Here is a 26,704-nt window from a genome sequence, read left to right as displayed (position 1 = left end):
ACATAATTGATCAAAAGAAAGTTCAAACTAGTAATAAGGCTTCATTTAATTTAGTGAAGAGAACGAAATTTTTAGTTGAAATTTCTTAAGACTAGACTTTTTTGTTTCTTTTTTGGGCAATGCAAAAAAGAAATCATTAGATAATAAAGAAATATTTTAATATGAATGTATTAGAAAGTTACATAAACGGAAAATGGACAACCGGTTCAGGAGATGGATTAGTAATGCACGATGCTGTTACAGGAGATCCTATTGGGTTATCTACAACACAAGGATTAGATATTCCTGAGGTGTTACAATATGGTAGAACCAAAGGAGGAGAGATTCTTAGAAAAATGACTTTTCAGGAACGAGGAAACATGCTTAAATCACTAGCACTGTATCTTACCAAAAGAAAAGAACAATTTTATGAACTAAGTTATAGGACAGGTGCTACACGTGTAGATAGCTGGATAGATATAGAAGGAGGTTTTGGTAATCTTTTTGCCAATGCATCTTTACGTAAATTATTCCCCAATCAATCCTATCATGTAGAAGGTGATCCAATTGATTTATCAAGAGGCGGAAGATTTATGGCACATCACATTTTGGTGCCAAAACAAGGTGTGGCTGTTCATATCAATGCCTTTAATTTCCCAATTTGGGGAATGCTTGAAAAATGTGCAGTGAATTGGATGGCAGGAATGCCGGCAGTGGTTTTACCAGCTCCACAAACGGCATATCTTACTGAAGCAGTCGTAAGGGTTATCGTAGATTCTGGAATTTTACCTGAAGGATCCTTGCAATTGTTAAGTGGAATGACTAAAAACATTTTAGATACAGTTGCTTCTCAGGATGTAGTAACCTTTACAGGTTCTGCTCATACAGGAAGAATATTAAAAGCACATCCTAGATTGATAGAAGAATCAGTTCCATTCACTATGGAAGCAGATTCATTAAATGCTTGTATTCTTGGAGAGGATGCTGTGCCTGGAACTCCGGAGTTTGATTTATTTGTTAAAGAAGTTCGAAAAGAAATGACCGTGAAGACTGGTCAGAAATGTACCGCAATACGCAGAATTATTGTACCATCAAAACTTATTGAAGATGTACAAATAGCTTTAGGAAAACAATTGGACAAAGTAACCATTGGTGATCCACGATTGAAAGAAGTCAGAATGGGAGCATTAGCAAGTAAGCAACAAGTAGAAAGTTTTAGGAATAATGTTTCCGAAATAGCTAAAACTGCTCAAATTGTATATGGTGATCTCGATAAAATCGAAACAGTAGGAGCAGATGCACAAAAAGGAGCCTTTGTGAGTCCGATTTTGATGAGACAAGACAATCCGTTTCAGCATATTAATGTTCATGAGATTGAAGCCTTTGGTCCAGTATCAACCATAATGCCTTATGATACGTTAGAAAATGCAATTACCTTATCCCAGATGGGAAAAGGATCTTTAGTATCTTCTATATTTACATATGATGATCAGATAGCTAAAAAATATGTAGTGGGAGCAGCTTCACATCACGGTCGTATTTTGGTTGGTAATAGAGAAAATGCAAAGCAAAGTACAGGGCACGGTTCACCATTACCAATGCTTACGCATGGAGGACCAGGAAGAGCAGGAGGTGGAGAAGAAATGGGTGGAATGCGCGGAATTAAGCACTATATGCAGCGATGTGCAATACAAGGAACACCAACAACCTTAACAGAAGTAACTGGAATTTATCAGGCAAATTCAAAGTATAAAGAATCAGATAAACATCCATTTGCATATCATTGGGAAGATATCCAGCCAGGAATGTCGCTCAAAACACATAAACGCACAATAACCGATACAGATATTATAAACTTTGGAAATCTGACATGGGATCATTTTTACGCTCATACAGATATTACTTCTTTAGAAGGAAGTATTTTCGAAAAACGAACTGCACATGGATATTTTATCTTGGCAGCAGCTGCAGGGTTGTTTGTATATCCTAATAAAGGACCCGTTGCAGCCAATTATGGGTTAGAGGAATGTAGATTTTTAAGACCTATTTATCATAATGATACAGTGTATGTCAGATTAACATGTAAACAAAAAATTGATCGCGATCATCGAGGTAAAGAATTACCAAGTGGAATTGCAAAATGGTTTGTTGAGGTATTTGATCAAGACGACGAATTAGCAGCAATTGCTACAATTTTGACGATGGTACAAAAGAAATCACCATTTGTACAAGTAGATAGAGCAAATATTGAGGGATATTTAGCAAAGCTAACAGAAGAAGCTAAACCTAAATGGGGAACAATGACTCCACAGCATATGTTAGAGCATATAGAGAAAACGATACGAATTGGTGCAGGAGAGATTCAGGATTTTCAAATAGCAACACCAGAGAAGTATATGGAGAAAGTTCAGGAAATGGTATACAACCATAAACCAATGCCAAAAGGACATAAGCACCCTTTAATGAAAGAAGGAACATTAGAAGATTTGGCTCATGAAGATTTAGCAACAGCCAAAATAAAATTGTTAGAAGCAATGGATGAATTTGAAACTTATTTCAGAGAAAACCCTGAAGCAATTACGAAGAATGCAGTATTTGGAGAAATGAATAAGTTCGAATGGGATCTTTTGAATGTAAAACACTTGAATCATCACTTTGAACAATTTGGGTTATTAGATTAATTGGAATTAAGAATTGAAGTTTAAAATTTAAATAAAAGACCCTAAAACTCCCTCTCCTTTAAAAGGAGAGGGTTGGGGTGAGGTTCATGACAGCACCATACGTAAACATAGACATAGAAAACGGAGTGGGAACAATAGAGTTCTTTCATCCAGCACATAATTCATTACCAGGAGATATTTTGGCAAAACTAGCACAAACAATTACGGAGGCAGGAAACAATGATGAAATTAAAGTTATTGTACTAAAAAGTGGAGGAGATAGAACCTTTTGTGCGGGAGCAAGTTTCAAAGAATTGATCAACATTAATGATGCGGAATCAGGTAAAGTTTTTTTCTCAGGCTTTGCCAATGTGATTAATGCCATGCGTACCTGTCCAAAATTTATTATTGGACGCGTACAGGGTAAAACTGTTGGAGGTGGTGTAGGAGTTGCATCTGCCACAGATTATTGTATGGCTACAAAATTTGCTTCCATTAAGCTAAGCGAGTTGAATGTAGGAATTGGTCCCTTTGTAGTTGGACCAGCAGTAGAACGTAAAATTGGATTGTCTGCAATGACGCAAATAGCGATTGATGCCAATTCATTTTATGATGCTGAATGGGCTAAAGATAAAGGGTTATTCACGAAGGTTTTTGAAGATACAGAAACATTGGATGCAGAAGTGAAAGAATTTGCGGAACATTTATGTACTTATAATCCTGAAGCCATGAGAGATATGAAGAAAGCCTTTTGGGAAGGAACAGAGCATTGGGATACGATGTTAGCTGATAGAGCAGTAATAAGTGGACGATTGGTGTTATCTGATTTTACAAAAGAAACATTAAAACGGTTTAGGTAAATTCCTGCGGAGGCAGGAATCTGTAATGAAGTAATAATGAAACATTGGTATATCTATATAATGGCAAATAAATCCAATAAAGTTATATATATAGGATGTACTGATGATTTGGAAGCAAGGGTATTAGAGCATAAAAACAAAGTTTATAAAAAGTCATTGACAGCAAGATACAATTGTAACAAATTAGTATATTTTGAAGAATTAGAAAATGGGTCTGAAGCTTCCAAAAGAGAAAAACAAATGAAGAAATGGAAAAGAGAATGGAAGGACAATTTAATAAATGATATGAACCCTACTTGGATAGACATTTCTTTAAATTGGTCTAATAGTGTTAATTCAGTTTATAAAATTAAAAGATCCCTGCCTACGCAGGAATAAATTATGATTTATAGCTTCAAAGGATATATACCCGTAGTACACGAAAGTAGTTTCGTACATCCGTTAGCCGCAGTAACAGGTAATGTTATTATTGGCAAGAACTGTTACATCGGTCCTGGAGCAGCTATTCGCGGAGATTGGGGCGAAATCATCCTAGAAGATGGAGTGAATGTACAAGAAAATTGTACCGTACATATGTTTCCTGGTAAATCTATGGTGCTTAAAGAAAGTGCACACGTAGGTCACGGAGCTGTAATTCACGGAGCTAATCTAGGACGTAATTGTCTGATTGGAATGAATAGCGTTATCATGGATGATGCAGAAATTGGAGATGAATGTATTGTTGGAGCCATGTCTTTTGTGAAAGCAAATACCATTTTCCCGAAACGAAGTTTGATCGTTGGAAACCCAGCGAAGACAATAAAAGAGGTAAGCGATGAGATGATTAACTGGAAAACGAAAGGAACAAAGTTATACAAGCAATTACCTGCAGATTGTTTTGAATCATTACAAGAAGTAGAACCATTAAGAGAAGTACCTAAAGATAGACCAACGCAAGAAGCGTTTTATAAAACTTTAGAAGAATTTAAAAACAAGTAATATAATTTACCTTGATGTCACACTGAGCTTGTCGAAGTGTTGTCATCCCAGACTTGATCTGAGATCCATTATGGAGGAGTTTATAAATTAAAAAAGTCAAAAAATAAAAACTAACGAACATTAGTTAACCAAAATGTCTAGAATAGAATTAAAAATGCCCAAAATGGGCGAGAGTATATCAGAAGCTACCATTCTTAATTGGTTAAAGAATGTAGGTGATACCGTGGAAGAGGATGAAACCATTCTTGAAGTAGCTACGGATAAAGTAGATTCTGAAGTACCTGCACCTTGTACAGGAGTTATTTCCGAAATACTTTTTGAGCCGAACGAAGTAGTTGAAATAGGCCGGGTGATCGCTATTATTGAAGCAACTAATCCAACTATAAAGAAAGAAGATTCTCCCCTTCTGGAGGGGGAGATGTCCACCAAAGGCGCACAGAGGGGGAGATTAGCAAAGGAGAATATTAAAACAGAACAAACAGCCTCAAGAAGTGTTGCTCGTGGAATATCTAATTCTGATTTCAAGATTAAGAATTCTGGGGACAATGACGGGTTCCTTTCTCCCTTAGTAATCAGTATTGCGCAAAAAGAAAACTTGACTATAGAAGAAGTTCAGAGTATAGCTGGTACCGGAGATGGATGTAGAATTCGTAAGAGCGATGTAATGCTATATCTTAAAAATAGAAAGTATCCATTACCTAGTAGACCACAACCACTTGCGCCTAGGCCGTCCTATAATCCACCTCCAATTTCTTATGTAGAAGGAAAAGATCGTATCGTAGAAATGGATCGTATGCGAACCATGATTGCGGATCATATGGTCTATTCTAAACAGACATCACCACATGTTACCAGTTATATAGAGGTAGATGTTACGAATATGGTGAATTGGAGGAATAAAGCGAAGCACGAATTTTTAGAAAAGCATGGTGAGAAATTAACATTCACTCCAATTTTTGTAGAAGCAGTGGCAAAAGCAATTCAGGAGTATCCAATGATTAACGTATCAGTAGATGGTAAAAAAATTATAGCTCATAAAAATATCAATATAGGTATGGCAACAGCATTACCTAGTGGTAATTTGATAGTGCCTGTTGTAAGAAATGCAGATGAAAAAAACTTATTAGGTTTAGCCAAAAATGTAAATCATTTAGCAACTAGCGCAAGAAATAACGCATTGAAACCGGATGAAATAGGTGGCAGTACGTTTACGATTTCTAACGTAGGAACTTTTGGAAGTTTAATGGGAACACCTATCATCAATCAACCAGAAGTTGCCATTCTTGCATTAGGAATAATCAAGAAAAGACCGGAAGTAATTACCACAGAAAAAGGAGATGAAATAGCAATCAGAAGTATGATGTATTTATCATTATCCTTTGATCATCGAGTAGTAGACGGGTTTTTAGGAGGCTCTTTTTTACGTAAAGTAGGAGATGAATTAGAAGCTTTTGATATAAATAGAGAAATCTAAATAATAATAAATGCGCAAGGGATAGCAGCGACATCCTTTTCTGTCACTTCGAGCGGAGTCGAGAAGTAAGACAGAAAAGATATAGCGAATAGCCCGATTCCGAGAGGTACGATTCGGGATGCGCCCAAAATAAAATCGGAATGGAACAACAAATCAAAATTACCAGAACATCGGAGTCTAAATTAAAGGATATTGATTTTGAGAATATCCCTTTAGGGAGGGCTTTTACAGATCATATGTTTATATGTGAATATGAAGATGGAGCATGGCAGAACCCAAGAATTGAGCCTTTAGCAATGATTCCTACGCATCCTGCGGCAATGGCGCTACATTATGGTCAGGCTATTTTTGAGGGAATGAAAGCTACTGTTGGTCATCACAATACGCCATTATTGTTTAGACCCGAAGAAAATGCAAAACGTTTTAATCATAGTGCTGCTAGAATGGGGATGCCATCAGTTCCTACAGATCTTTTTGTGGAGGCTGTAAAGCAAATTGTTGCTGTAGAGCATAATTGGATTCCACCACAAGAAGGAAGTGCCTTATACTTGCGTCCTTTTATGTATGCAGATGAGCCATTTATTGGTATGCGAGCAGCCACAAGTTATAAGTTTATTGTAATCTGTTCTCCGGCGGGGCCATTTTTCACAAAAAAGATCAGGCTGTATGCGGAGACAGAATATATTAGAGCTGCTGATGGAGGAACTGGTGAAGCAAAAGCAGCTGGAAATTATGCAGCGGCCATTTTGCCGACAGAAAAAGCCAAAGCTAAAGGATTTGATCAAGTATTGTGGTTAGATGCTAATGAACATAAGTATGTTCAGGAAGTTGGGACTATGAATATCTTTTTTAAAGTAAAAGGTAAGTTTATAACGCCGGCAACTACAGGTTCCATTCTAAAAGGAATTACAAGGGATAGCGTTATTACATTATTAAAAGACAAAGGTTTTGAAGTAGAAGAACGGGCAATTACTATTGATGAGGTGATTGCATACGCTGAAGAAGGAACCTTAGAAGAGGCATTTGGAACAGGTACAGCAGTGGCAATTGCGATGATCGAAGCAATAGGATATAAAGATGAAGTAATCACTTTGTCTGATGATAATCCGGTAAGCCAGGATGTAAAAAATACATTGGATGAAATGAAGGCTCAAAAAAGAGAAGATAGATTTGGTTGGATCGTACCTGTAACTATTGAAGAGAAAGTAGGATAAGTAGTAATTACGAAGGAAGAATGTAGAATTACGATTATTCGTAATTCACAAATCACACATCAAAAATTAAAGAGAGATGTTAGCTGAAAAAACAATAGCAAAAGAAGTTCTAAAAAAAGCATTTAGTACATTATGTACTGCTAAAAGCATGACAGAACTATATGAAGAAAATTTTAAGACGGTTTCAAAATACGTTCATGCAACATCCAGAGGACATGAAGCCATTCAGATTGCCGTAGCTATGCAATTATTACCTCAGGATTATGCTTTTCCATATTATAGAGATGATTCGATGTTGTTAGGGATCGGAATGAGGCCTTACGATTTGATGCTGCAATTGTTAGCTAAAAAGAATGATCCTTTTTCTGGAGGAAGAACCTATTATTCTCATCCAAGTTTACGGGATGATGACAAACCAAAAATACCGCATCAATCGTCGGCTACAGGAATGCAAGCAATTCCATCTACAGGTGTAGCTTTAGGAATGCAGTATAAGGAACTGGTAGGAATTGATCATTTTTCAAATAGCGATTTGAGCAAGAGTGAGATAAATAAACAGCCTATGGCTGCACCTCTGGTCGTATGTTCGTTGGGTGATGCATCGGTTACTGAAGGAGAGATTGCCGAAGCATTTCAGATGGCGGCATTAAAACAATTGCCAATTTTGTATTTAGTACAGGATAATGGTTGGGATATTTCTGCTAATGAAGCAGAAACAAGAGCGCAAAATGCCTATGAGTATGCAGCAGGTTTCCACGGATTAGAAGCGATTACTATTGATGGAGCTAATTTTACTGAAAGTTATGTAGCTGTACAAGAAGCGATTCGAGTTATAAGAGAAGAAAGAAGACCTGTTTTAGTTCATGCGAAAGTACCATTGCTAAATCACCATACATCTGGAGTACGAATGGAGTGGTATCGAGATGATCTGGAAGAAGCACGTTCCAGAGATCCGTATCCAGTATTACGAAATCAATTATTAGAAGCTGGTTTTACTGAAGATGAGGTAAATACGATAGAAGCTGAAGCAAAGGAAATAGTTGCAAAAGATCTTCAGGAAGCCATGAAAGCAGAAGATCCAACACCAGAAGATTTATTTACAAATGATTTTGCTCCAACACCAATTACAGAAGAAACTGGTGAACGATCTCCAGAAGACAAAGAGGAAGTCGTGATGGTGGATTGTGCACTGTTTGCGGTAGAAGAATTAATGAAAAAACACAAAGAGTGTTTGTTATATGGTCAGGATGTAGGAGGAAGATTAGGCGGAGTTTTTAGAGAAGCTGCAACACTGGCACAAAAATTTGGAGACGAAAGAGTTTTCAATACACCAATACAAGAAGCTTTTATTGTAGGATCCACCGTTGGGATGTCTGCCGTAGGACTAAAACCTATTGTAGAAGTGCAATTTGCAGATTATATATGGCCAGGACTGAATCAGTTATTTACCGAGGTAAGTAGATCTTGTTATTTATCCAATGGTAAATGGCCTGTATCTATGATTTTAAGAGTACCTATTGGAGCATATGGTAGTGGAGGTCCATATCATTCTTCCTCAGTTGAATCTGTAGTGACAAATATAAGAGGAATCAAAATTGCGTATCCGAGCAATGGGGGAGATCTAAAAGGGTTAATGAAAGCTGCCTATTATGATCCTAATCCTGTTGTGATATTAGAACACAAAGGATTGTATTGGTCAAAGGTAAAAGGAACAGATGCGGCTAGAACTGTCGAACCTTCAGAAGATTATGTATTACCTTTTGGTAAAGCCAATATAGTACAACAAATATGGCCACAGGATGAAGAAGAGACCATGACGGTAGTAACATACGGAATGGGAGTACACTGGGCATTAAATGCAACAAAAGATCTGAAAAATGTTGTAGAGATTATAGATTTGAGAACGTTGTATCCGCTCGATGAAGAAACGATTATGGAATCTGTAAAAAAAACTAAGAAGTGTTTAGTAGTAACAGAGGAACCTACTAATAATTCTTTTGCCAGAGCCTTGTCTGGAAAGATACAGGAAGAGTGTTTCCGTTATCTGGATGCACCAGTAATGACAATAGGTTCTGAGAATATGCCAGCTATTCCTCTAAATAGCACATTAGAACAAACTATGATTCCGTCTACAGAAAAAGTAAGAACTAAGATAGAAGAACTATTGAGGTATTAAGAACATATGTAGAAAATAAAGTAACCCTCATTTGTTTCACTACAAATGGGGGTTGTTTTTTAAAATAATTTTAAAAGTAAGATAAAACTTACAAAAATGATATTTTTTATAAGTTTTTACGTTAAAAAGCATTTTTTTTAGATAAAATACTCAAAAAGTTTGGTGGATTAAAGAATAGTTGTATCTTTACACCAGAGTTAATGAGTTAGTGCTTTCATTTCCCCCAAGATGAAAGTTTTTATAAAAAGTGAGTTTTAATTTTAGAATAAGCCCCTAAATTAAGATGATTTGTGTGAAGAAAAAGAGCGTGGAGACGCTCTTTTTTGTTTTTCGGTATTTCCTTGTTACGTATTTCTTTTTGTTATATACTATTTTCTGATTTTCCACATTTAGGATGAATGGATAATTTAGTAGTGCTTTTTATTTTTGTAACATAGACTATTTATTTTAAAAAAGTAAGATTAATACTACAATTTTATAGTATTAACGTGTTTTTAGACTATAAAAAGTATTTATTTTCGATAAAATACACAAAAATTTGGTGGATTGAAAAATAGTTGTATCTTTACACCAGAGTTAATGAGTTAGCGCTTTCATCCTCCCCAAGGTGAAAGCATTTTATAAAAAGTGAGTTTTAATTTTAGAATAAGCCCCTAAATTAAGATGATTTGTGTGAAGAAAAAGAGCGTGGAGACGCTCTTTTTTGTTTCTTATCATTTTTAATATGAATATGTCATTAACGATCTATTATTCGAATTTATAGTATTATAAATACTTACGAATAGAATTTCCAAGTAATTAATTTTTAGGATGTGTGAATAAACATTTGTTAGTGTACTTATTTTAAGTTTTCATATCTATAAAATGATGGGATTCAGTTTTTACATTGTTTTTATTTAATGGAGATAATTTTTTCTGAAAAACGGTAGGGTGTTTTGATGAATATGTGTTTTAGGGTTGTAAAAAACGAAAAACACAAATACTCATGAAAAAAATCATTTTATTATTCGCAGTCATTATTTCAGTATCTATGATCTCTTGTCAAACAGATGATGATGCAGGACCAGCTGATACACAAGACAAATTTATTGGTAATTGGAAAATAACACAAGAATTTGAAAATGGGGTTGAGGTATCAATACCTGTTTGTAATTTAGAAGATAGACTTACGGTAACAGCTGACCAGAAATTCACCTCAGTTCTTTTCGATATAGAAAATGGAAACTGTGTGTTGTATGATACCAGAATAGGTAGTTGGGAAAATTTAAGGGACAATATATATAGAATTTCTTTTGATACAAATCCTACGGCATCAAGAGAAATTACGATCACATTTTCTGAAAATACAGCAACTTTAGTTTTCAATACTGAATTTGGAGAGCTTATACAAATCTTGACTAGAATTTAATATTGTACAATTAGAGAACAAAGCTGTATACTATTATAGTTTTGTTCTTTTTATGAAAACTAAAAATTAAAGCGCAATACGACATCAGGAGTGAAGCGTAACGATTGATTGTCGAAACTTTCAATAAAAAAATTAAAATTATTATCTACATTTTCTACATTTTCTTGGTAACTCTGACTAATTACGTTTTTTCTATTGTAGATATTTCTTATCGAAATTCCTATCATCCCATTCCAATCTTTTTCTTTATCCCATTTAAATCGATACACAGCAGAAGCATCTAATCGATGATAATCTTTAAATCTGCTGGAATTAAGCCCTCTTGGGTCTGTGACTGTTCCATCTAGATCATCATCATTCCTAATAAGTTGTGTAAATGGCCTTCCTGTCGTATAATTCCATCCTAAAGCAAACTCGAAATGATTAACTTTTAGGGTTTGTGAGAAATTAAATACATGACGTTGATCAAAGTTTCCCCGATAATAAGAATCTTGTACTATTGGAAAAGAGCTAATTGTTTTACTCAATGAATATCCTGCCCAAAATCTATAATTATTGATCCTTTTTTTTATTAAGAAATCTATTCCTATCCGTTCTTCTTCTCCATAAAATATAATGCTTTCATCATCATCTGGGAGTGCTAGATCTAATATAAAATCGCTCAATGAAGATACGTCTGTTATTTTTTTATAATACCCTTCTATATCAAAATTCCAGCCGCTATGCGTATACAAAGCTCCTAGAGTGAATTGCATACTTTTTAGAACTCGTATAGGAGTATTCTCAACATCGTCACCTTCAAAAGAGTTGTTAGAAAGAATCCAAATATTATCAGAAACGGGTAAGGGTTGAACCTCTCCAAACGGACTGTTATTGGTACTATAATTATTAAGTTGCTGATTTTTTAATTCAGCAGAAGTGTTTAAAGTAAAGTTATCCCATAACTCATAAGAAGAAAACATTCTGGGCTCTACAAAAAAAGAATTGGTATTACTTACTTGAGAACCTCTTACTCCAATATTTATATAGGTTTTAGGAGTTTTATATTTATATTCAGAATAGATAGTATGATTGGTTCCATTTCCATTAATAGTGAATCGATTGTCAAAATTATCAAAATCACCTATAGTTCTATTGATGACTTCATACCCTGTTTGATTATAGGTAAATTGATATCCAAGATCAATAGCATGTTTTTTGGTAATAGGAATATGTAATGAATACTCACCACCAATATCTTTTACAGTATTAGTAGTGGTTTCGACATCTAGAACAATGTTCCCAGAATTATCTCGCTCATCGATTAAATTATATCGTTGATCATAAGAAGATAAGTAGAAATTTATGTTTTGATGTATGTAATTGCGGTATTTTTTATCCCAGTTTAAACTGAATCCCAGGTTTCTAATTTTAAGAACATCTTTAACGGAGGATGTATTCGGAGAATTTCGTATTGTTATTGTTTTGTTGTTATCAAGTCGGTTTTCGGCAAAAATAGAGCTTAATTTTATCGTATTATCATCATTAGGTTTCCATAACATCTTGAAATTCGTATCTGAAAAAGAAAAATCATCCTCTCTAGAACGTTCCTCTGCTGTCTGCCCATCATTAGCATCAGGAATATTAGCTCGTGTATTCTGAAATACTTTTCTAACTAAATTATTATAAGCTAGGGTTTGATATACATCTGTTGTAGATCTTCTGCCAGCTAACATAATTCCTAACTTTTTCGACAATGGTAGTTTCAGGTAGGCATCAGTATGAGTAAGATTAAGACCACCCCCAACTTGTAATTTTTCTGTAAGATCATCATCGGATTCTATAACTATTACACCAGAGATTCTATCACCGTAACGTACACTAGTTCCCCCTCTATATACTGTAACATTATTGGTGATAAAAGGGTTGAATGATGAAATCTGATTGAAAAAATGCCCGTTTTGATACATTTTGATTCCATCCCACAGCACTAAATTTTGTCCAGGTGTACCTCCACGGATGTGCAGTCCCGCTGGATCTTCGGTAGGACTGCTAATACCTGGTAGTAATTGTAAACTTTGTAATACATCAGGTTCTACAAGTCCAGGTAACACACGAAGTTTTTTAGTAGATATATTTACCGAAGCATCTTGATTTTTTTGAATTCCTCCAGTTAGATATTCCTTTACTAATACCTGACCTAAACTCTGAATTTCTGGCCGTAAACTAATAGTATCACAAGATGTTGTAGTTAGTTCTGAAACTTTAATCGTTCTGTTTTGATAGCCAAAATATGCTATCGAAATAGAATCCCATGGATGAAGTTGTAATTCGAAATTCCCCATGTTATCTGTAAGGTCAATGGTTTTCTTATTTTGAATGATATCTGCTTGTGGTAACTCAAATTTAGAAATGGCATCTATGAGAACTCCACAAATAGTGACTTTTTCAGTATTCTTAACTAAAATGTAGTCAGTCTCACTTACTTTTTGTAATAGGTAAGGAGTTTGAAGTGCCATAATGTTCTGAAGATTGGTAATCGATAGATTTATTTTAGTAAGCTTCAATGCTATATCTTCAATAGCTTTTACATCATATGAAAAATTAAACTCTAATTGATCCTCAAAAGTTTTCAGTATAAAAACTAAAGATTGTCTTTCGGTTGTAGTTGGTAAATTTATTTCTTGAGAATATGAAATAATAGTACAAAAGAGTAGTAGAACTGGAATAAATCTGGATAATTTCACCTAATTTTTAAGCTATGTTTTAAAATTTTTAAAGATAACTATTATAAATGATTCTCAAAGGAATCATTACTCTGTATGAAAACAAAAGAGATTAAATAATATTTTTAAAAAAAAGTAGGGTATTTTGATTTCCGTATGTTTTAGGGGTAGTAAAACATAAACGTAAAAAGATAAAAACGACATGAAAAAAATCATTTTATTATTCGTCCTTATTTCTACATTGATCACTTCTTGTACATCAGATGATGATGGGGCAAGACCAATAGATATGGAAGATCCAATTATTGCAACTTGGAAAACAACACAAGCATTCCGAAATGGAGAAGAAGCAATACTAGGACCTTGCTATTTAGAAGAGACTATTGTTTTTACTGATGATGGGAAATTTATGCGTTCTGCCTATGAGATAGAAGATGGAAATTGCGGAGAAGAGTATATAAATACGGGTATGTGGGAGAATCTTGGTAATGGTAGATATAAAATAACTCGGGATAATTCACTAGCTGATCCAACAGAGGGAACTTTTACATTTTCAGGAAATACTATGACCATAGTAACGAATGACCAACTTGGGGAATTCAGAGAGGTATTAACCAGAGTGTAAATTACAAAATAGGTAAAAAGGTAATGACTTATTTATAGTTGTTGCCTTTTTTTGATTAAAAATTAAAACGAACTACAAAATCTGGAGTAAAGCGTAACGATTTATTTTCAAAACTTTGTAATAGAAAATTTGCATCTTGACCAATTCCTTGACTAATGATGTTTTCTCCATTGTAAATGTTTCTTAATGAAAAACCAATCATTCCGTTTGTTTCTTTTGATTTGTAGATCTTAAATCTGAAGGTAACAGATGCATCTAGTCTGTGATACGATTTAAATCTACTGGAATTAATCCCTCTAGGATCTATAACTCCACCATCAAGGTCATTATCATCTGGAAATATTCTAGTAAAAGGCCTACCTGTCGCATAATTCCAACCTAATGAAAACTCAAATTGATTAACTTTTAGCGTCTGTGAAAGATTAAATACATGAGGCTGATCAAAACTTCCATTGTAATAGTTGTCTTGAACTAAAGGAAAAGAAGCGATAGTTTTACTTAGTGAATACCCAGCCCGAAATCTATAATTACGAATTCTCCTTTTTAATAAAAAATCAACACCTATTCGTTCTTCTTCACCGTAATATATAAGGGTCTCATCGTTATCAGGTAATGCTAAGGTTAGTATAAAATCGCTTATGGAAGATATATCTGTTATTTTTTTATAATAACCTTCTATATCAAAATTCCAACCTTTATAGGTGTACAATGCTCCCAGCGTAAATTGCATACTTTTTACAAAACGTATAGGAGTATTTTCGAGGCCTTCTCCATCAAAAGAATTATTAGAAAGAATCCAAATGTTATCGGAAACAGGTAATGCCGGAAAATCTCCAAACGGACTGTTATTGGTACTATAATTATTAAGTTACTGATTTTTTAATTCAGCAGAACTGTTTAAAGTAAAGTTATCCCATAACTCATAAGAAGAAAACATTCTGGGCTCTACAAAAAAAGAATTGGTATTACTTACTTGAGAACCTCTTACTCCAATATTTATATAGGTTTTAGGAGTTTTATATTTATATTCAGAATAGATAGTATGATTGGTTCCGATGTAATCTGTTTCACTTACTTTTTCCAACAGAAAAGAAGTTTGAAATTCTATTATTCCTTGCAATGAGCTAATAGATAGATCCGCCCTTGGAATGTTCAGTAATACATTTTTGATAGCTTCGACATCATATGAGAAATTAAATTGATGCTCATTCTCGAAGGTTTTTAGAATATGTATTAGTGATTGATTATCCGATTTTTGTGATAAATTTATCTCTTTTGAATACCCAAAAATGGTGCAAAAAAGTAATAAAAATGTAGTTGGTTTAAATAATATCACTTAGTTTTTAATTCTATATTTTTTGAATTTTTAAATATATAACTAATATTCATGGGGTCAAAACAGGTTTGCAATGCTTTGTCAAGATCATTATGTACAAAGAAACCAGAGAATACACGATTTAAATCAACATTAGGGTTAGTTGTAATTTGAATATCATATTGTCTTTCTAACTCTCCAATAAGTCGCTGAAGCGTAACTTGACTAAAAGTACTTTTACCGCTCATCCAACCAGGTTTAGATTCATTAACTTCCTCTGGTTCTAAGGTACCTTCAATAGTAGATTTAACACCTTTTCCAGGAGTTAGTATAACTGTCTGTTGCGAGTTGGTTACTTGTACTTTACCTTCAAAACAATCAACCTCCATAAGTTTATTTCTCGAATACACATTGAATTGTGTTCCTAATACAGTTACATCTCCATTCTTGGTTTTTACTATAAAACTGGATCCTTTGGCTACATCAAAAAAGGCTTCTCCTTTTAGATGAATACTCCTATTTTCTGTAAATGATTTTTTATTATATTTTATAGAGGAATCAGCATTTAAGGTAACCAATGAGTTGTCCGGTAATGTTAAGGTTTTAGTTTCAGCTATTTCAGTATGTAACTCTGTAGATGAAAAGAATACCGTTCTTAGACCGAACAAAACCAGAATAGCTGCAGCAGCTGCGTACCACCAAGGACGTAATTTAAGTACTTTTTTTTCGGGGGAGTTTTTATATGTTTTATTAAATTCTTTTTGATCTTTAAGCCCTTTTTCGACATCAAAAACGGGGCGTTCAAATTTTTCGGCATTGCGTAGAATGTCCTTGTAAGCCAGATAATCGCTCGAATTTTCGAACTCTTTCTTCTCTTCATCAGAAATATCACCCGCCAACCATCTTCCTAGAAAATTATCTTTGTCCATATTGTTTTTATTACTGCTATCTGGCTTCATAATAAGTTAAATTACTTTATATGTTGCCTATTTTTTTCCTTAAAATAATCAATGCCAAATGCATTCTTTTTTCTACTGCTTTTACCGAAATACCAAGCATTTCCGCAATCTCTTTATAGGTTTTCTTTTCGATACGATTTAAAAGAAATACTTCTCTTTGACCTTCTCTTAAATTATTTATTGCAATATTTAATCGTTCCATAAATTCTTTTTCTTCCATCTGAAACTCAGGAGACTCATTGGTATACGTTTTTTGTTCCGTTGATTTATATTTTAATACCGTTTTCTGATGCTTATAATCATTGATCGAAGAATTATTAGCTATTTTGTAAAGAAAACTTTTGGCTGCTCCAAAAATGATTTTAGAACAATTAGTCCAAAGTTTAGCAAAACTGTCTTGTACAATATCTTGTGCTTTTTCCATATCACCATATTTATAATATAGATAATAACATATTTTTTCTGCGTGCTCTCGATATAGTTGTTCATATACTTTCTCATCGCAGACACTAATTACATTTTCGGGCATTTTTAAAAATTTTGGTCAGTCATTACTATACCGTAGTGTCGTATATAATTTTGTTAATTTAATAATATTACCAAGAATAACCTATAGAAATTTCTGGCAACGCATCCAGGTATCCATTCCTTGGTCCCGAAAGTTCTTGTACAAATCGTAAGCGGTTCGCTGCTCCGATTGTAAATCCAGATTTAAAAACCCATTGATAACCTCCTTTTATAGTAGCTCCTATGACAGCAGTGTCATAATCTCTAAGATTAAATATAGATACGGTGTTATAATCTATATTTTTATAGCCTCCAATAATTCCAGTACCTATGAACCATCCTTTTGGAGCTTTTTTACGTTTGGAGAAATAATATCTAGCTCCAATTTCCAGTCCTATTTCATATCCAGAGGTACTCCTTTGAGTAACTAGAGATCCATTCTCAATAATATCTGAATTAGAAAAATCTCCATACCCTTGAAGTAATAAGGTGAAGTTATTTTTGAGAATGTGCTCGTATTCAAAACTTATTTCTCCAATTAGAAGTGATAAGGGTAGCATTCGGATGCTGCTTTTATAAGTAGTACCTACTGTTTCTTGTTCATTATTAGTATTTGTTTCTTGTGAGTATCCAGTACCTAGTAATGATACGATAAAGGTTAGAGTTAAAATTATTTTTTTCATTAATTTTTCGTTTTTTGTTTTAAAAATTACATTCCTAAAACAAAAAAGTAAGAATATACCCTACCTAAAAATGAAATTATTCTTTAGTAAAAAGTATTTGAAAGAAAAATACTACAAAATTAGATTTTTTGATCAGTTAAGAAAGATTAAATGCGTTTTTTTTAGATAAAATACACAAAAAGTTTGGTGGATTGAAAAATAGCTGTATCTTTACACCAGAGTTAATGAGTTAGCGCTTTCATCCTCCCCAAGGTGGAAGCATTTTATAAAAAGTGAGTTTTAATTTTAGAATAAGCCCCTAAATTAAGATGATTTGTGTGAAGAAAAAGAGCGTGGAGACGCTCTTTTTTGTTTTCAGATATTTTTATAAGAACAATTGGTAAAAATAGGTTACTATTTTCCAGCTATTACATTAAATACAAAAATGCACTGATCATAACAATCAGTACATTTTTTCACACTTACCTATTCACAGAGAATATGTCCTTCAGTTGTTTTACCATCCCACCATTTCCAGAAACCGTAATCTCGCCGATTTTATCGGCAATTTTCTCTACATATTCCATTTCTTTCAATTTGTAGAGCATTTCATTATCTTCCATCAGTTTAGCTGTATTTAGCAAACTTCTGGTAGATGCAGTTTCCTCACGCCTGGTAATGATATTAGCTTGAGCTCTCTTTTGTGCTACCAACACCTGGTTCATGATTTCTTTCATTTCACCGGTAAGGATAATATCCCTGATACCACAATTCAATACTTTCGCACCTAACTTGATTGTCTGACTTTTAGTAGCGTCCAGAATAGCATTTGCCATATCTTCTTTACGCTCTAAAAGTTCATCTAAGGTGTAATTTCCTACGAAAGCTCTAAGAGCTAATTGCATCGCGATGTATAATTGTTTTTCATATTCTTTATTTTCAAGTAAAGCTTTTTCGATATCTACTACTTTATATTGTATGTAGAAATTGATACGAATAGCAGCTTTATCCTTTGTCAATAATTCTTGACCTGAAATTTCAAGCTGTAGTTGACGTAAATCTGCTTTAGCAATTTTGATAGTTGTGTCATTTCTCCAGAAACGATATGTACCACTACCCAAAGTTTTAGCATATACATCATCTACAATAAGTACAGCTTTTTCATATGCAGCAACTTCAAAAACTCGGATATATTTATTGAGTGCATGATTGCTGAATAAAGATTTATCAATTTTCTCTGTAATATAGATTTTACTAAGATCTACTGTTGTAAATTCATATTCGTACAATCCTTTCCAAAGTGTGTATCTTCCTGCAGAAAATACACTTTTAAAGTTACCATTCTCATAGACCAATACAATTTCATTATCCTTTACCTCAATTAGGTGTAACATATCTTCCAACACTGTATCTTTTAGTAAGAGTTCCAGTGCTATTGGAGCTGCAAAGGGTTTAGATAAATCATACTGAATAACACGCTCATTAAATCCTAACCAATGGGTTCCTTGTGTTATAACACGATTGTAATCTCCTTTTCTGAAAACCAAGCCTACTTTGCCAGCATTGATTCTTACTCTTTTCATTTTTTTTCATTTTTAAGCCTTTTTATTTGAAAAAGACAGATTCAACATTAATTGGATGATAATCCCGTAACGGAGGTATTATCTATTTCCTTTTATCCGTATTAAGGATATTTAAAAGTTTTTTTGTTAAAAACGGTGAAAGCAAATCATCTTTTCAGTACGGAAATTATAGCTTGTGATATCTTCTACAATTAGTTTTTAGTATCGAGAAGAAAGAATATCTATCAAAAAAAGATAGTTAATTCTAAAATCTGAACACAAAAAAGTAATTACTTCTTAGTACCAACATTCTTAGTTTCTCAAAGAACCTTCAAGACTGTTCTTATCCCAAGAGTAGCATAAGAACTGATCTACTAGTCAACGTTTTTGTCTTTTTTACAGCTAGACCAGCTGTAGATCAGTTTTAGAAGATGATCTAAACTTCTTGAAAACGGATTTTGAGTCCATTTTGGCTACATTAAAAGTGTAGTGCTCTACCTACTGAGCTACAAAGCAAGTGGTGCTTTGACGGGAATCGAACCCGCGACAACCAGAATCTATTGCTCTAACCACTGAGCTACGGGACCATTTTTTACTTTTATAGCGGTCCCGATGGGATTCGAACCCATGACACATAGAGTTGCGACTATTTTTGGTGAATAGTCAAACCTTCAAATCAAGTTGAATATGAAGTGATCATACAAAACTGCAATACTTCATACAATAGTGCTATACAGAAACACCCAACAAGACTTGCTTGATATCTTGTTCCTGTGTAGACAGGAATCTTATTTTTTTATTATCCCGACCTAAGTCGGAGTCTCACTGTACCTCTTACCAGATTCGAACTGGTACTTTCGCCTAAGCGAACAGATTGGCTCTAAATGCGCTTCCCTACTTTGATTCTTGTTCATTTCGGTGCTTCTGCAAAATCTATTCATTAACGAGCAAGTCATTAACAACATCATCCAATCACTCCACGGTTACGTAAAGGTCTTTTTCCGCAGCACTTCCTTTTGTGCTAAAGAGGTTTTTATCAAAAGCCCTGCTACATTCCTCACCTATAGCAGGGCGCTACTACAAACCTTCATTTGTTTACCCCTTATAAAAGAAGGCTTGTTTAATTACTATGCAAATATTTAATAAATGAACGCAATGTATTTGCGTAGTAATTATTTATTTGTAAAAAATGCGATTTTGATCATTTTTACTATTGGGAGTATCTGTATCAGGATACAGAGCTTTGGTCATACTATTGATATAGATAGTAGCCCATTTTAAAAGTAAATGTTGTAAACCATTTTTTGTTTTTTGCTTTGTAATTGTTGGTTGTGTTTTCATGATATTAGTTTTTAAATCATATTTTAATTATGGATTATTTAATAGCTCATATTCGTGATCGCGTCTGTCGATTTCTCCTAGTGGACTTCCTTTAAAAATGGAGATGTTCTTAAAACCATTTTCTTTCAGAATTAATGAATCTTCTTTTTTAACAGCTCCTCTTCTAGAATTTCCGTAATCACCAGTAAGCTTTTTAGTAGCAGGATCTAGATCACCCCAAAGCTTATCTGGTTTGCCATTATCGATTGGTTCTACGAAATAGGTAATACCAGTAATTTTGGATTGAACTATGAACCTTCCTGTGTCTTCAGTTTTACATAAAAACCTTTGTAGTAAATTGTTTCTCATAGTTTTAAATTTTAATTGTTAGTGGAACAGATAGGATTTGAACCTATATCTTCGGATCTTCAATCCAACGCATTGACCAACTTTGCTACTATTCCTTTTTTGGGTGTACTCCGGGACTTGAACCCTGTTCTTCTCATTCACAGTGAGATGCTTTACCAGATAAGCTAGAGACACCATTTTATGGTTTTGTAGGTTTTGATTTTCAGAGTTTTGATAAATAAATCTTTATATTAGTCCATATATTAGAAAACAAAGTTTATGGATAATATTTCGACGATTATTTTAGCCGCATCCTTATTCATTATCATGTTAGGGATGGGGTTGTCCCTCGTAGTGGCTGATTTTAAGAGAATACTTATTTATCCTAAAGCAATTTTGGTTGGTTTAGTGAATCAACTTATAATCTTACCACTTGTAGGTTTTCTGTTAGCTTCTGCGCTGTCGCTAAAACCGGAAATAGCTATTGGAATTATGATATTAGCAGCCTGTCCAGGTGGAGCGACTTCTAATTTGATTTCTCATTTAGCTAAGGGAGATATTGCATTATCTGTAACACTTACAGCTTTTAGTAGTTTGATAACTATAATCACCATACCGTTCATAGTTAATTTTTCGTTACTTTACTTTTTATCCGAAGATCAAACTATTCAATTAAATGTAATTGAAACTATCATTCAGATCTTAGTTATAATTATTATACCTGTTGCTATTGGTATGATAATAAGAAAGTATAATGAGTCTTTTGCATTAAAGATGGCTAAACCGGTAAAAATAGCTTCAGCGTTAGTACTTGCTTTAGTTATTGTAGGTATTCTAATTAAAGAAAAAGACAACTTCATTTTTTATTTTAAAGAAGCTGGTCTTGTTGCTTTATTATTGAATGTTTTGACAATGGCTATCGGTTATTATTCTGCAAAACTATTTCGTGTTCATCAAAAAGGCGCCATATCTATTGGAATAGAATCCGGTATTCAAAATGGTACTTTAGCTATAACCGTTGCTATCGCGATACTTCATAATACTTCTTTTGCAATTGCTCCCGCTGTATATAGTTTATTAATGTTTTTTACAGGAGGGATCGCAATATTTTTGAGTATTCGAAACAGTAAAAAATAAAATACTATATATTGACCTTATTTTTTTGTGAATAGATAATAGCTAAGGCATTGGGAATCGAACCCAAGACTTCCGCGATATAACCACGGCACTCTTCCACTGAGTTATACCTTAGTTTGATGACCCGAAAGGATTACTCATTAGGTCAATATTTGATAATTTTGTATTTGTGAATGCACAGCATTTCGAACCTTTGCACCAAGAGTCAAAGTCTTGGATGCTGCCGTTACATCACAGATCAGTTTGTAAACTCAATAGGATTTGAACCTATACTTCAAGGGTCGTAACCTTGGGTGCTTCCATTTACACCATGAGCTTGTTTTGTACTCCACCTAAGATTCGAACTTAGACTGAACCGGGCTTAAACCGGATGCCTCTGCCATTTGGGCTAGCGGAGCATTATACCTTTTGCACTTTGAATTTATTCTAAAGCATTGGCAAAAAAGAGTATTTTATTGCGGTAAATTCAAAATGTAAATGGTATTAGTACAGGAAGAGAGATTCGAACTCTCAAGATCTTGATTCTAAGTCAAGCGCGTATGCCGTTCCGCCATTCCTGCATTAAAATTGTACTCTATAAGGGAATCGAACCCTTGTCTTCCGGTAGAAAGCCGGGAGCACTAACCACTATGCTAATAGAGCAATTTGTCTGAGAAGTCCCGCTATGGCGGGACGACCTCTCGCGTCCAAGGCGAGTAAACAAAACCACCGTTATCTTCTCAGATATAGCAGTACCGACGGGATTCCCTTCGACCTAGCTCAGGATAAACTTCTCATCCCGAGTCCTGCTTTGCAGTACCGACGGGATTCGAACCCGCGACCTTCCGAGAGACAGTCGGGTGCACTAGCCACTGTGCTACGATACTATATTCCCGTGAAGACGGGAATCTTTTAATACATAATCAGTATTTAATTTTGCGCGTTTACCAGGATTTGAACCCAGACTAAAGGTTTTGGAGACCTGCGTGCTACCTTTACACTACAAACGCTTTATAATTTTAGTGGGAATTATAGGATTCGAACCTATTCAGCTTTCGCAACAGTTTTACAGACTGCCCTGGCTCTCCAACTCCAACGAATTCCCTTTTTCGGGATTGAGACAAGAATGAGATTCGAACTCATAAAAGACGGATTTGCATTCCGTTGCCTTTGCCATTCAGCCATCTTGTCTTTATTAATTCAGAATTATGAATTCATAATTCTGAATTGGAAAGCGGAGGACAAAGGACTTCCCGCCTGCCAACCTATTTTCTAAAAACTGTGTCGGGCAGGGAACCTTCACTGCTGTTATGCAGACCTGTTTAGCAGACAAGCGCAACAAACCAATATTTGCCTATCCTCCGAAGCGGAAGAAGTGGGAGTCGAACCCACACGAGTCATTAGCTCCTAACAGTTTTCAAGACTGCGGCCACCGCCAATTGGCTTGCTCTTCCTTAAAGTTGACACAGAGGGATTTGAACCCACATCATCTCGATTAAAAGTCGAGTGCTTTTCCAGTTAAGCTACGTGTCAATTTTGGTTTTCAGTATGTCAATGAACTAATACTATCATCTTTAATTAAAACATAAAAAGTTTTAGAAATCAGAATGTTAGTTTTTGGGATCCCACTTTTCAGCAGGATGAGTTCAACTATTTTCTTTGTGTAATCCACAAAAGTGGATTTTCAAAGCAAAGTTTTACTCATAAAAAAAGGCGCCTTATTCGGGCGCCTTTATATATCTTGTGGTTGTATGTCGGTTTATAATCGCATACGTTTCCTTTCTATATAATAGACACCATGTATATTCCAATCGGAACAATATTCTCCTTGTTTGCTAAAGAGGCGGGTTAAACTATGTTGTAAACTATTCGGTATCATTCTTAATTTTTTATTGTTGTAAATAACGTAATCACTATTTATTTTTGTTTCGTTGTGATTGCGATGCAAAGATCAAAACATTTTTTTAATCTCCAAATTTTTTTCAATTTATTTTATTGATAATCAATTAGTTATGTTTGTTTTTTTGATATAGGAATCCCTGTCCGTTTTTCAACGAATATTGGATTTTTTTGCAATCGTCTGTCTCCCTGATGCTTACTTTCCAAAAACTACTTTTTATGTACTAATTAACTTTTAAACATTTTTTCAAAAAAAATTAATAAAAAAAGCGTCCAATTTCTTGAACGCTTGTACTATATCTGTTTTTTTATCTTTAAATCATATCAAAATAATAGTCAAAAATAGTTACAAAGCGTCCTTTTACCGGCATTAGATACTTCTATCCATCGGTAATCACACTGACTAAACAGTGGTTTCGGCATAATATGTAATCTATTTTTTGTCATTTCTAATACAAATATTGGATAATCTGATGGTATAATCCAAATTTTGAATGTGTTTTTTAGGGTTATAAAGCTAGTTTAGAATCGTTTTAGGTGATTTTTCTATCAATAGTATATAGCATTATATAAAACTATATTTGTACTTTTATCTACAATGACAGTACAAGATTTTATCAATTGGTTTGGCAATAATCCTAATTTAGTATTGGGTTACTTTGCAGTAATAATAGCATTTTCATTAATAGGTTTACTTTTTATAAAACCGTCAAACTTTAAACCACCTATTAATTATTTCTACGGAATTTTAATTTATACGGTTACGATACCGGGTTTATTAGCTTTGGTTTTACTACTATATAGTTTTTTCTTTCTTAAAATTAATCTATTACAATTAGACTTAATAACATACTTTGTTCCTTTGTTGTCTATGATTTTAACCTTAGTGATTATAAATAAAACGATCCCGATGTCCAGAATTCCGGGTTTTGGAAAATTATCAGGACTTTTCATAATTATTATGATAACATTCATAATTACATATATTTTACAGCGAATGTTTTTTGGTGTATTCTTCGTAGGAAGATTTCAATATTTACTATTGTTTTTCTTGGCTTTATTGTTTGGACTTAAAATTGCTTGGGATCGCATAGTAAAATGATTGAAAAATAATAATTGTAACATTTTGATGCTAGATGATACCTATATTATAGAGGTATATAAGGAAATACTTATCTTAGGTCCTTCTAAAAACACTTATTTTTTTAAATTTGTTTAAATTCACTAACCATGCTAAAAAATTTAAAGTCCTTATTTATAGTAGATGATTCTGAAGAAGAAAATAAAGAGACTTCTGAATCTACTGAAAAAGCTGATGTAAGTTCGGATAAAAAGCCAACTGCTTCGACACCACCACCGCTTCCTAATAATCCAATAAGTTCTTCCTCAGAAGGAGTGTTGGATACTAAAATTGTTGAAAAATTATTACAAGCGATAGAGAAAAATAATCTAGATGGTTTTGATTATTTAGAATATAAAAAATCTCTAAAAGCATTGGAGAAAATGCCAATGGATGAAGCGACCAAATATCGTTCTGCATTTGCGACAGCTTCAACAATGGGAGTGACTTTAGATAAGCTTTTACAAACAACTAATTTCTATATTGGAGTTTTAGACAAAGAAAATGAGCAGTTTATAGGTGCTTTTAAGAATCAATTTGATAGTAAAGTATCAGGTAGAGAAAGAGAAATTGCTCAGTTTGAATCAATCATAAAAGAAAAATCGGAGCAAATTAAAAAGCTAACGGAAGAAATTGCAAAACACCAAAATCAGATCAGTGATTTAAAAGCTAAAGTAGAAGAGAGTAATAGTAAGATTAATAAAACACAAAATGATTTTAAAATATCTTATAGTCATCTAAAAGCTCAGTTCGAAGAAGATATTGTTAAAATGCAGAAATACTTAAAATAAATGGACAACAACTCATTGAAACCAAAAACATTTTGGAAAAGACCCGAAGGTAAAACCGGGATGTTATTTATGGGACTTTTAGGAGCTGGTGGATTATACGGATTGTATAAAGTACTTCCTTTTCTAATTAATATTGTAGAAAATACACTATACCTAGGAGTTTTATTAGCTGTGTTAGGAGCATTAATATATATCGTATTAGATCCTAAGATGAGAAACCTTATTTTCTATATGTATAAATCTTTTATGCGTTGGTTAACAGGTCTTTTTATACAAATTGACCCTATAGGAATTCTTAAAAGTTATATTGATGATCTTCATAGTAATTTAAAGAAGATGAATAAGCAAATAGCTGTTTTAAAAGGACAGATGAAACGTTTGCAGACTATTATATATGATAACAAGAAGAACATAAATAATAATCTAAAACTTGCTAGCGCCGCTAAGGAAAGAGATAAGAAAGGAATTATGATTCTTAAATCCAGAAAAGCTGGTAGACTAAAAGAATCTAATATAAAGTTAGATGAGCTTTATAAGAAAATGGAAATTCTATATAGAGTTTTAGTCAAAATGTATGAGAATTCCGAGATTTTATTAGAGGATATAGAAGATCAGGTAATGGTTAAGGAGCAAGAAAGAAAAGCGGTAAGAGCTGGGCATTCTGCAATGAAATCTGCTATGAATATTATAGCCGGAAATAATGACAAGAAAGAAATGTTTGATCGCGCATTAGAAGCAATCGCTGACGATGTAAGTATGAAAATAGGAGAGATGGAACGTTTTATGGAAATGTCTAACAACTTTATGGATTCTATTGACTTACAGAATGGAATATTCGAGGAAGAAGGATTAGAATTGCTTGAGAAATGGGAGAATGAAGGAGTTTCTCTTATCCTCGGAAATCAAAAAGACTTGTTAGTTCACGATCAGCATAGTGTAGATCTGGACGCACCTATAGTTAAAACTAAAACCCAAAATAATCAGTACTCAGACTTATTTAATTTTGAGGATTAAAAAATAACACTA

Annotated in this window: 22 protein-coding genes and 12 tRNA genes; 13 read left to right on the top strand and 21 right to left on the bottom strand. The window is 33.8% G+C overall.

Annotated elements, in window-relative coordinates:
- Positions 1-161 precede the first annotated feature (161 nt).
- From paaZ to Q0829_RS15420, 8 genes are all read left to right on the top strand, one after another.
- Positions 162-2,660: a phenylacetic acid degradation bifunctional protein PaaZ gene (gene paaZ / locus Q0829_RS15455; protein WP_298544701.1), complete on the top strand. Its 2,499-nt coding sequence runs from the start codon at positions 162-164 to the stop codon at positions 2,658-2,660.
- A gap of 86 nt (positions 2,661-2,746) precedes the next feature.
- The gene (locus Q0829_RS15450) at positions 2,747-3,499 is read left to right on the top strand and encodes an enoyl-CoA hydratase/isomerase family protein (RefSeq protein ID WP_298544699.1); all 753 of its coding nucleotides are present in this window, start codon (positions 2,747-2,749) and stop codon (positions 3,497-3,499) included.
- Between the two features lie 36 nt (positions 3,500-3,535).
- Positions 3,536-3,877 (top strand): GIY-YIG nuclease family protein, encoded by a 342-nt coding sequence (locus Q0829_RS15445; protein ID WP_298544696.1) that lies wholly within the window; start codon positions 3,536-3,538, stop codon positions 3,875-3,877.
- Positions 3,878-3,880: 3 nt separating this feature from the next.
- On the top strand, positions 3,881-4,477 hold the full coding sequence (locus tag Q0829_RS15440) for a transferase hexapeptide repeat family protein (protein ID WP_298544694.1): 597 nt from the start codon (positions 3,881-3,883) through the stop codon (positions 4,475-4,477).
- Between the two features lie 133 nt (positions 4,478-4,610).
- Complete coding sequence (locus tag Q0829_RS15435) at positions 4,611-5,951, top strand: dihydrolipoamide acetyltransferase family protein (protein ID WP_298544693.1); 1,341 nt, start codon at positions 4,611-4,613, stop codon at positions 5,949-5,951.
- 140 nt (positions 5,952-6,091) lie between these two features.
- Positions 6,092-7,165, top strand: coding sequence for a branched-chain amino acid aminotransferase (locus tag Q0829_RS15430; protein WP_298544692.1), 1,074 nt, complete (start codon positions 6,092-6,094; stop codon positions 7,163-7,165).
- Between the two features lie 76 nt (positions 7,166-7,241).
- On the top strand, positions 7,242-9,341 hold the full coding sequence (locus tag Q0829_RS15425; protein WP_298544691.1) for a thiamine pyrophosphate-dependent enzyme: 2,100 nt from the start codon (positions 7,242-7,244) through the stop codon (positions 9,339-9,341).
- 985 nt (positions 9,342-10,326) lie between these two features.
- Positions 10,327-10,749 carry a lipocalin family protein gene (locus tag Q0829_RS15420; RefSeq protein ID WP_298544688.1) on the top strand — a complete coding sequence of 141 codons (423 nt, stop codon included), beginning with the start codon at positions 10,327-10,329 and terminating at the stop codon, positions 10,747-10,749.
- 59 nt (positions 10,750-10,808) lie between these two features.
- On the opposite strand, the gene Q0829_RS15415 is transcribed toward Q0829_RS15420, so the two are convergent.
- A complete protein-coding gene (locus Q0829_RS15415; protein WP_298544685.1) occupies positions 10,809-13,475 on the bottom strand; it encodes a TonB-dependent receptor plug domain-containing protein in 2,667 nt (888 codons plus the stop codon).
- 181 nt (positions 13,476-13,656) lie between these two features.
- On the opposite strand from Q0829_RS15415, the gene Q0829_RS15410 reads away from it, so the two are divergent.
- A complete protein-coding gene (locus Q0829_RS15410; RefSeq protein ID WP_298544683.1) occupies positions 13,657-14,079 on the top strand; it encodes a lipocalin family protein in 423 nt (140 codons plus the stop codon).
- Positions 14,080-14,134: 55 nt separating this feature from the next.
- Here the strand turns inward: Q0829_RS15410 and Q0829_RS15405 are convergent, their stop codons facing one another.
- The 10 genes from Q0829_RS15405 to Q0829_RS15360 form a co-directional block, all read right to left on the bottom strand.
- Complete coding sequence (locus tag Q0829_RS15405) at positions 14,135-14,809, bottom strand: hypothetical protein (protein ID WP_298544681.1); 675 nt, start codon at positions 14,807-14,809, stop codon at positions 14,135-14,137.
- A 138-nt stretch (positions 14,810-14,947) separates the two neighbouring features.
- Positions 14,948-15,415: a hypothetical protein gene (locus tag Q0829_RS15400; RefSeq protein ID WP_298544678.1), complete on the bottom strand. Its 468-nt coding sequence runs from the start codon at positions 15,413-15,415 to the stop codon at positions 14,948-14,950.
- Positions 15,412-16,353: a FecR domain-containing protein gene (locus tag Q0829_RS15395; protein ID WP_298544676.1), complete on the bottom strand. Its 942-nt coding sequence runs from the start codon at positions 16,351-16,353 to the stop codon at positions 15,412-15,414. The genes Q0829_RS15400 and Q0829_RS15395 overlap by 4 nt, the downstream gene beginning before the upstream one ends.
- Positions 16,354-16,369: 16 nt before the next feature.
- Positions 16,370-16,882, bottom strand: a complete 513-nt coding sequence (locus Q0829_RS15390; RefSeq protein WP_298544673.1) for an RNA polymerase sigma factor — start codon at positions 16,880-16,882, stop codon at positions 16,370-16,372.
- A 67-nt stretch (positions 16,883-16,949) separates the two neighbouring features.
- Complete coding sequence (locus Q0829_RS15385) at positions 16,950-17,543, bottom strand: DUF3575 domain-containing protein (protein WP_298544670.1); 594 nt, start codon at positions 17,541-17,543, stop codon at positions 16,950-16,952.
- A gap of 461 nt (positions 17,544-18,004) precedes the next feature.
- A complete protein-coding gene (locus Q0829_RS15380; protein WP_298544667.1) occupies positions 18,005-19,105 on the bottom strand; it encodes a slipin family protein in 1,101 nt (366 codons plus the stop codon).
- A gap of 1,155 nt (positions 19,106-20,260) precedes the next feature.
- The gene (locus tag Q0829_RS15375) at positions 20,261-20,425 is read right to left on the bottom strand and encodes a hypothetical protein (protein WP_298544664.1); all 165 of its coding nucleotides are present in this window, start codon (positions 20,423-20,425) and stop codon (positions 20,261-20,263) included.
- A gap of 27 nt (positions 20,426-20,452) precedes the next feature.
- The gene (locus Q0829_RS15370) at positions 20,453-20,773 is read right to left on the bottom strand and encodes a hypothetical protein (RefSeq protein ID WP_298544661.1); all 321 of its coding nucleotides are present in this window, start codon (positions 20,771-20,773) and stop codon (positions 20,453-20,455) included.
- A gap of 22 nt (positions 20,774-20,795) precedes the next feature.
- A tRNA-Phe gene (locus Q0829_RS15365) sits at positions 20,796-20,868 on the bottom strand.
- Between the two features lie 6 nt (positions 20,869-20,874).
- Positions 20,875-20,948: transfer RNA gene (locus tag Q0829_RS15360), tRNA-His, on the bottom strand.
- Positions 20,949-21,031: 83 nt separating this feature from the next.
- Here Q0829_RS15360 and Q0829_RS15355 point away from each other — a divergent pair.
- A complete protein-coding gene (locus tag Q0829_RS15355; RefSeq protein WP_298544659.1) occupies positions 21,032-21,889 on the top strand; it encodes a bile acid:sodium symporter family protein in 858 nt (285 codons plus the stop codon).
- 42 nt (positions 21,890-21,931) lie between these two features.
- Here Q0829_RS15355 and Q0829_RS15350 read toward each other — a convergent pair.
- The 10 genes from Q0829_RS15350 to Q0829_RS15305 form a co-directional block, all read right to left on the bottom strand.
- Positions 21,932-22,003, bottom strand: a tRNA-Ile gene (locus Q0829_RS15350).
- 132 nt (positions 22,004-22,135) lie between these two features.
- Positions 22,136-22,207, bottom strand: a tRNA-Arg gene (locus tag Q0829_RS15345).
- Positions 22,208-22,376: 169 nt separating this feature from the next.
- Positions 22,377-22,449 (bottom strand) — tRNA-Leu (locus Q0829_RS15340).
- 10 nt (positions 22,450-22,459) lie between these two features.
- Positions 22,460-22,531: transfer RNA gene (locus Q0829_RS15335), tRNA-Glu, on the bottom strand.
- Positions 22,532-22,682: 151 nt separating this feature from the next.
- Positions 22,683-22,755, bottom strand: a tRNA-Asp gene (locus tag Q0829_RS15330).
- Between the two features lie 52 nt (positions 22,756-22,807).
- Positions 22,808-22,878: transfer RNA gene (locus Q0829_RS15325), tRNA-Trp, on the bottom strand.
- Positions 22,879-22,891: 13 nt separating this feature from the next.
- A tRNA-Tyr gene (locus tag Q0829_RS15320) sits at positions 22,892-22,973 on the bottom strand.
- Between the two features lie 13 nt (positions 22,974-22,986).
- Positions 22,987-23,059, bottom strand: a tRNA-Cys gene (locus Q0829_RS15315).
- Positions 23,060-23,235: 176 nt separating this feature from the next.
- A tRNA-Ser gene (locus tag Q0829_RS15310) sits at positions 23,236-23,322 on the bottom strand.
- A 6-nt stretch (positions 23,323-23,328) separates the two neighbouring features.
- Positions 23,329-23,401 (bottom strand) — tRNA-Lys (locus tag Q0829_RS15305).
- A 964-nt stretch (positions 23,402-24,365) separates the two neighbouring features.
- On the opposite strand from Q0829_RS15305, the gene Q0829_RS15300 reads away from it, so the two are divergent.
- The 3 genes from Q0829_RS15300 to Q0829_RS15290 all read left to right on the top strand — a co-directional run bounded on the left by Q0829_RS15300 (position 24,366) and on the right by Q0829_RS15290 (position 26,692).
- Positions 24,366-24,869 carry a hypothetical protein gene (locus Q0829_RS15300; RefSeq protein ID WP_298544656.1) on the top strand — a complete coding sequence of 168 codons (504 nt, stop codon included), beginning with the start codon at positions 24,366-24,368 and terminating at the stop codon, positions 24,867-24,869.
- Positions 24,870-24,997: 128 nt separating this feature from the next.
- Entirely contained in the window at positions 24,998-25,678 is a 681-nt protein-coding gene (locus Q0829_RS15295) for a hypothetical protein (protein WP_298544653.1), read from the top strand.
- Entirely contained in the window at positions 25,679-26,692 is a 1,014-nt protein-coding gene (locus Q0829_RS15290) for a hypothetical protein (RefSeq protein ID WP_298544650.1), read from the top strand.
- Positions 26,693-26,704: the final 12 nt, after the last annotated feature.

This window comes from uncultured Aquimarina sp. (genome assembly GCF_947492405.1).
GTDB lineage: Bacteria > Bacteroidota > Bacteroidia > Flavobacteriales > Flavobacteriaceae > Aquimarina.
The sequence above is the reverse complement of the archived record's forward strand: the minus strand, read 5'-3'. Positions and strand labels throughout refer to the sequence as shown.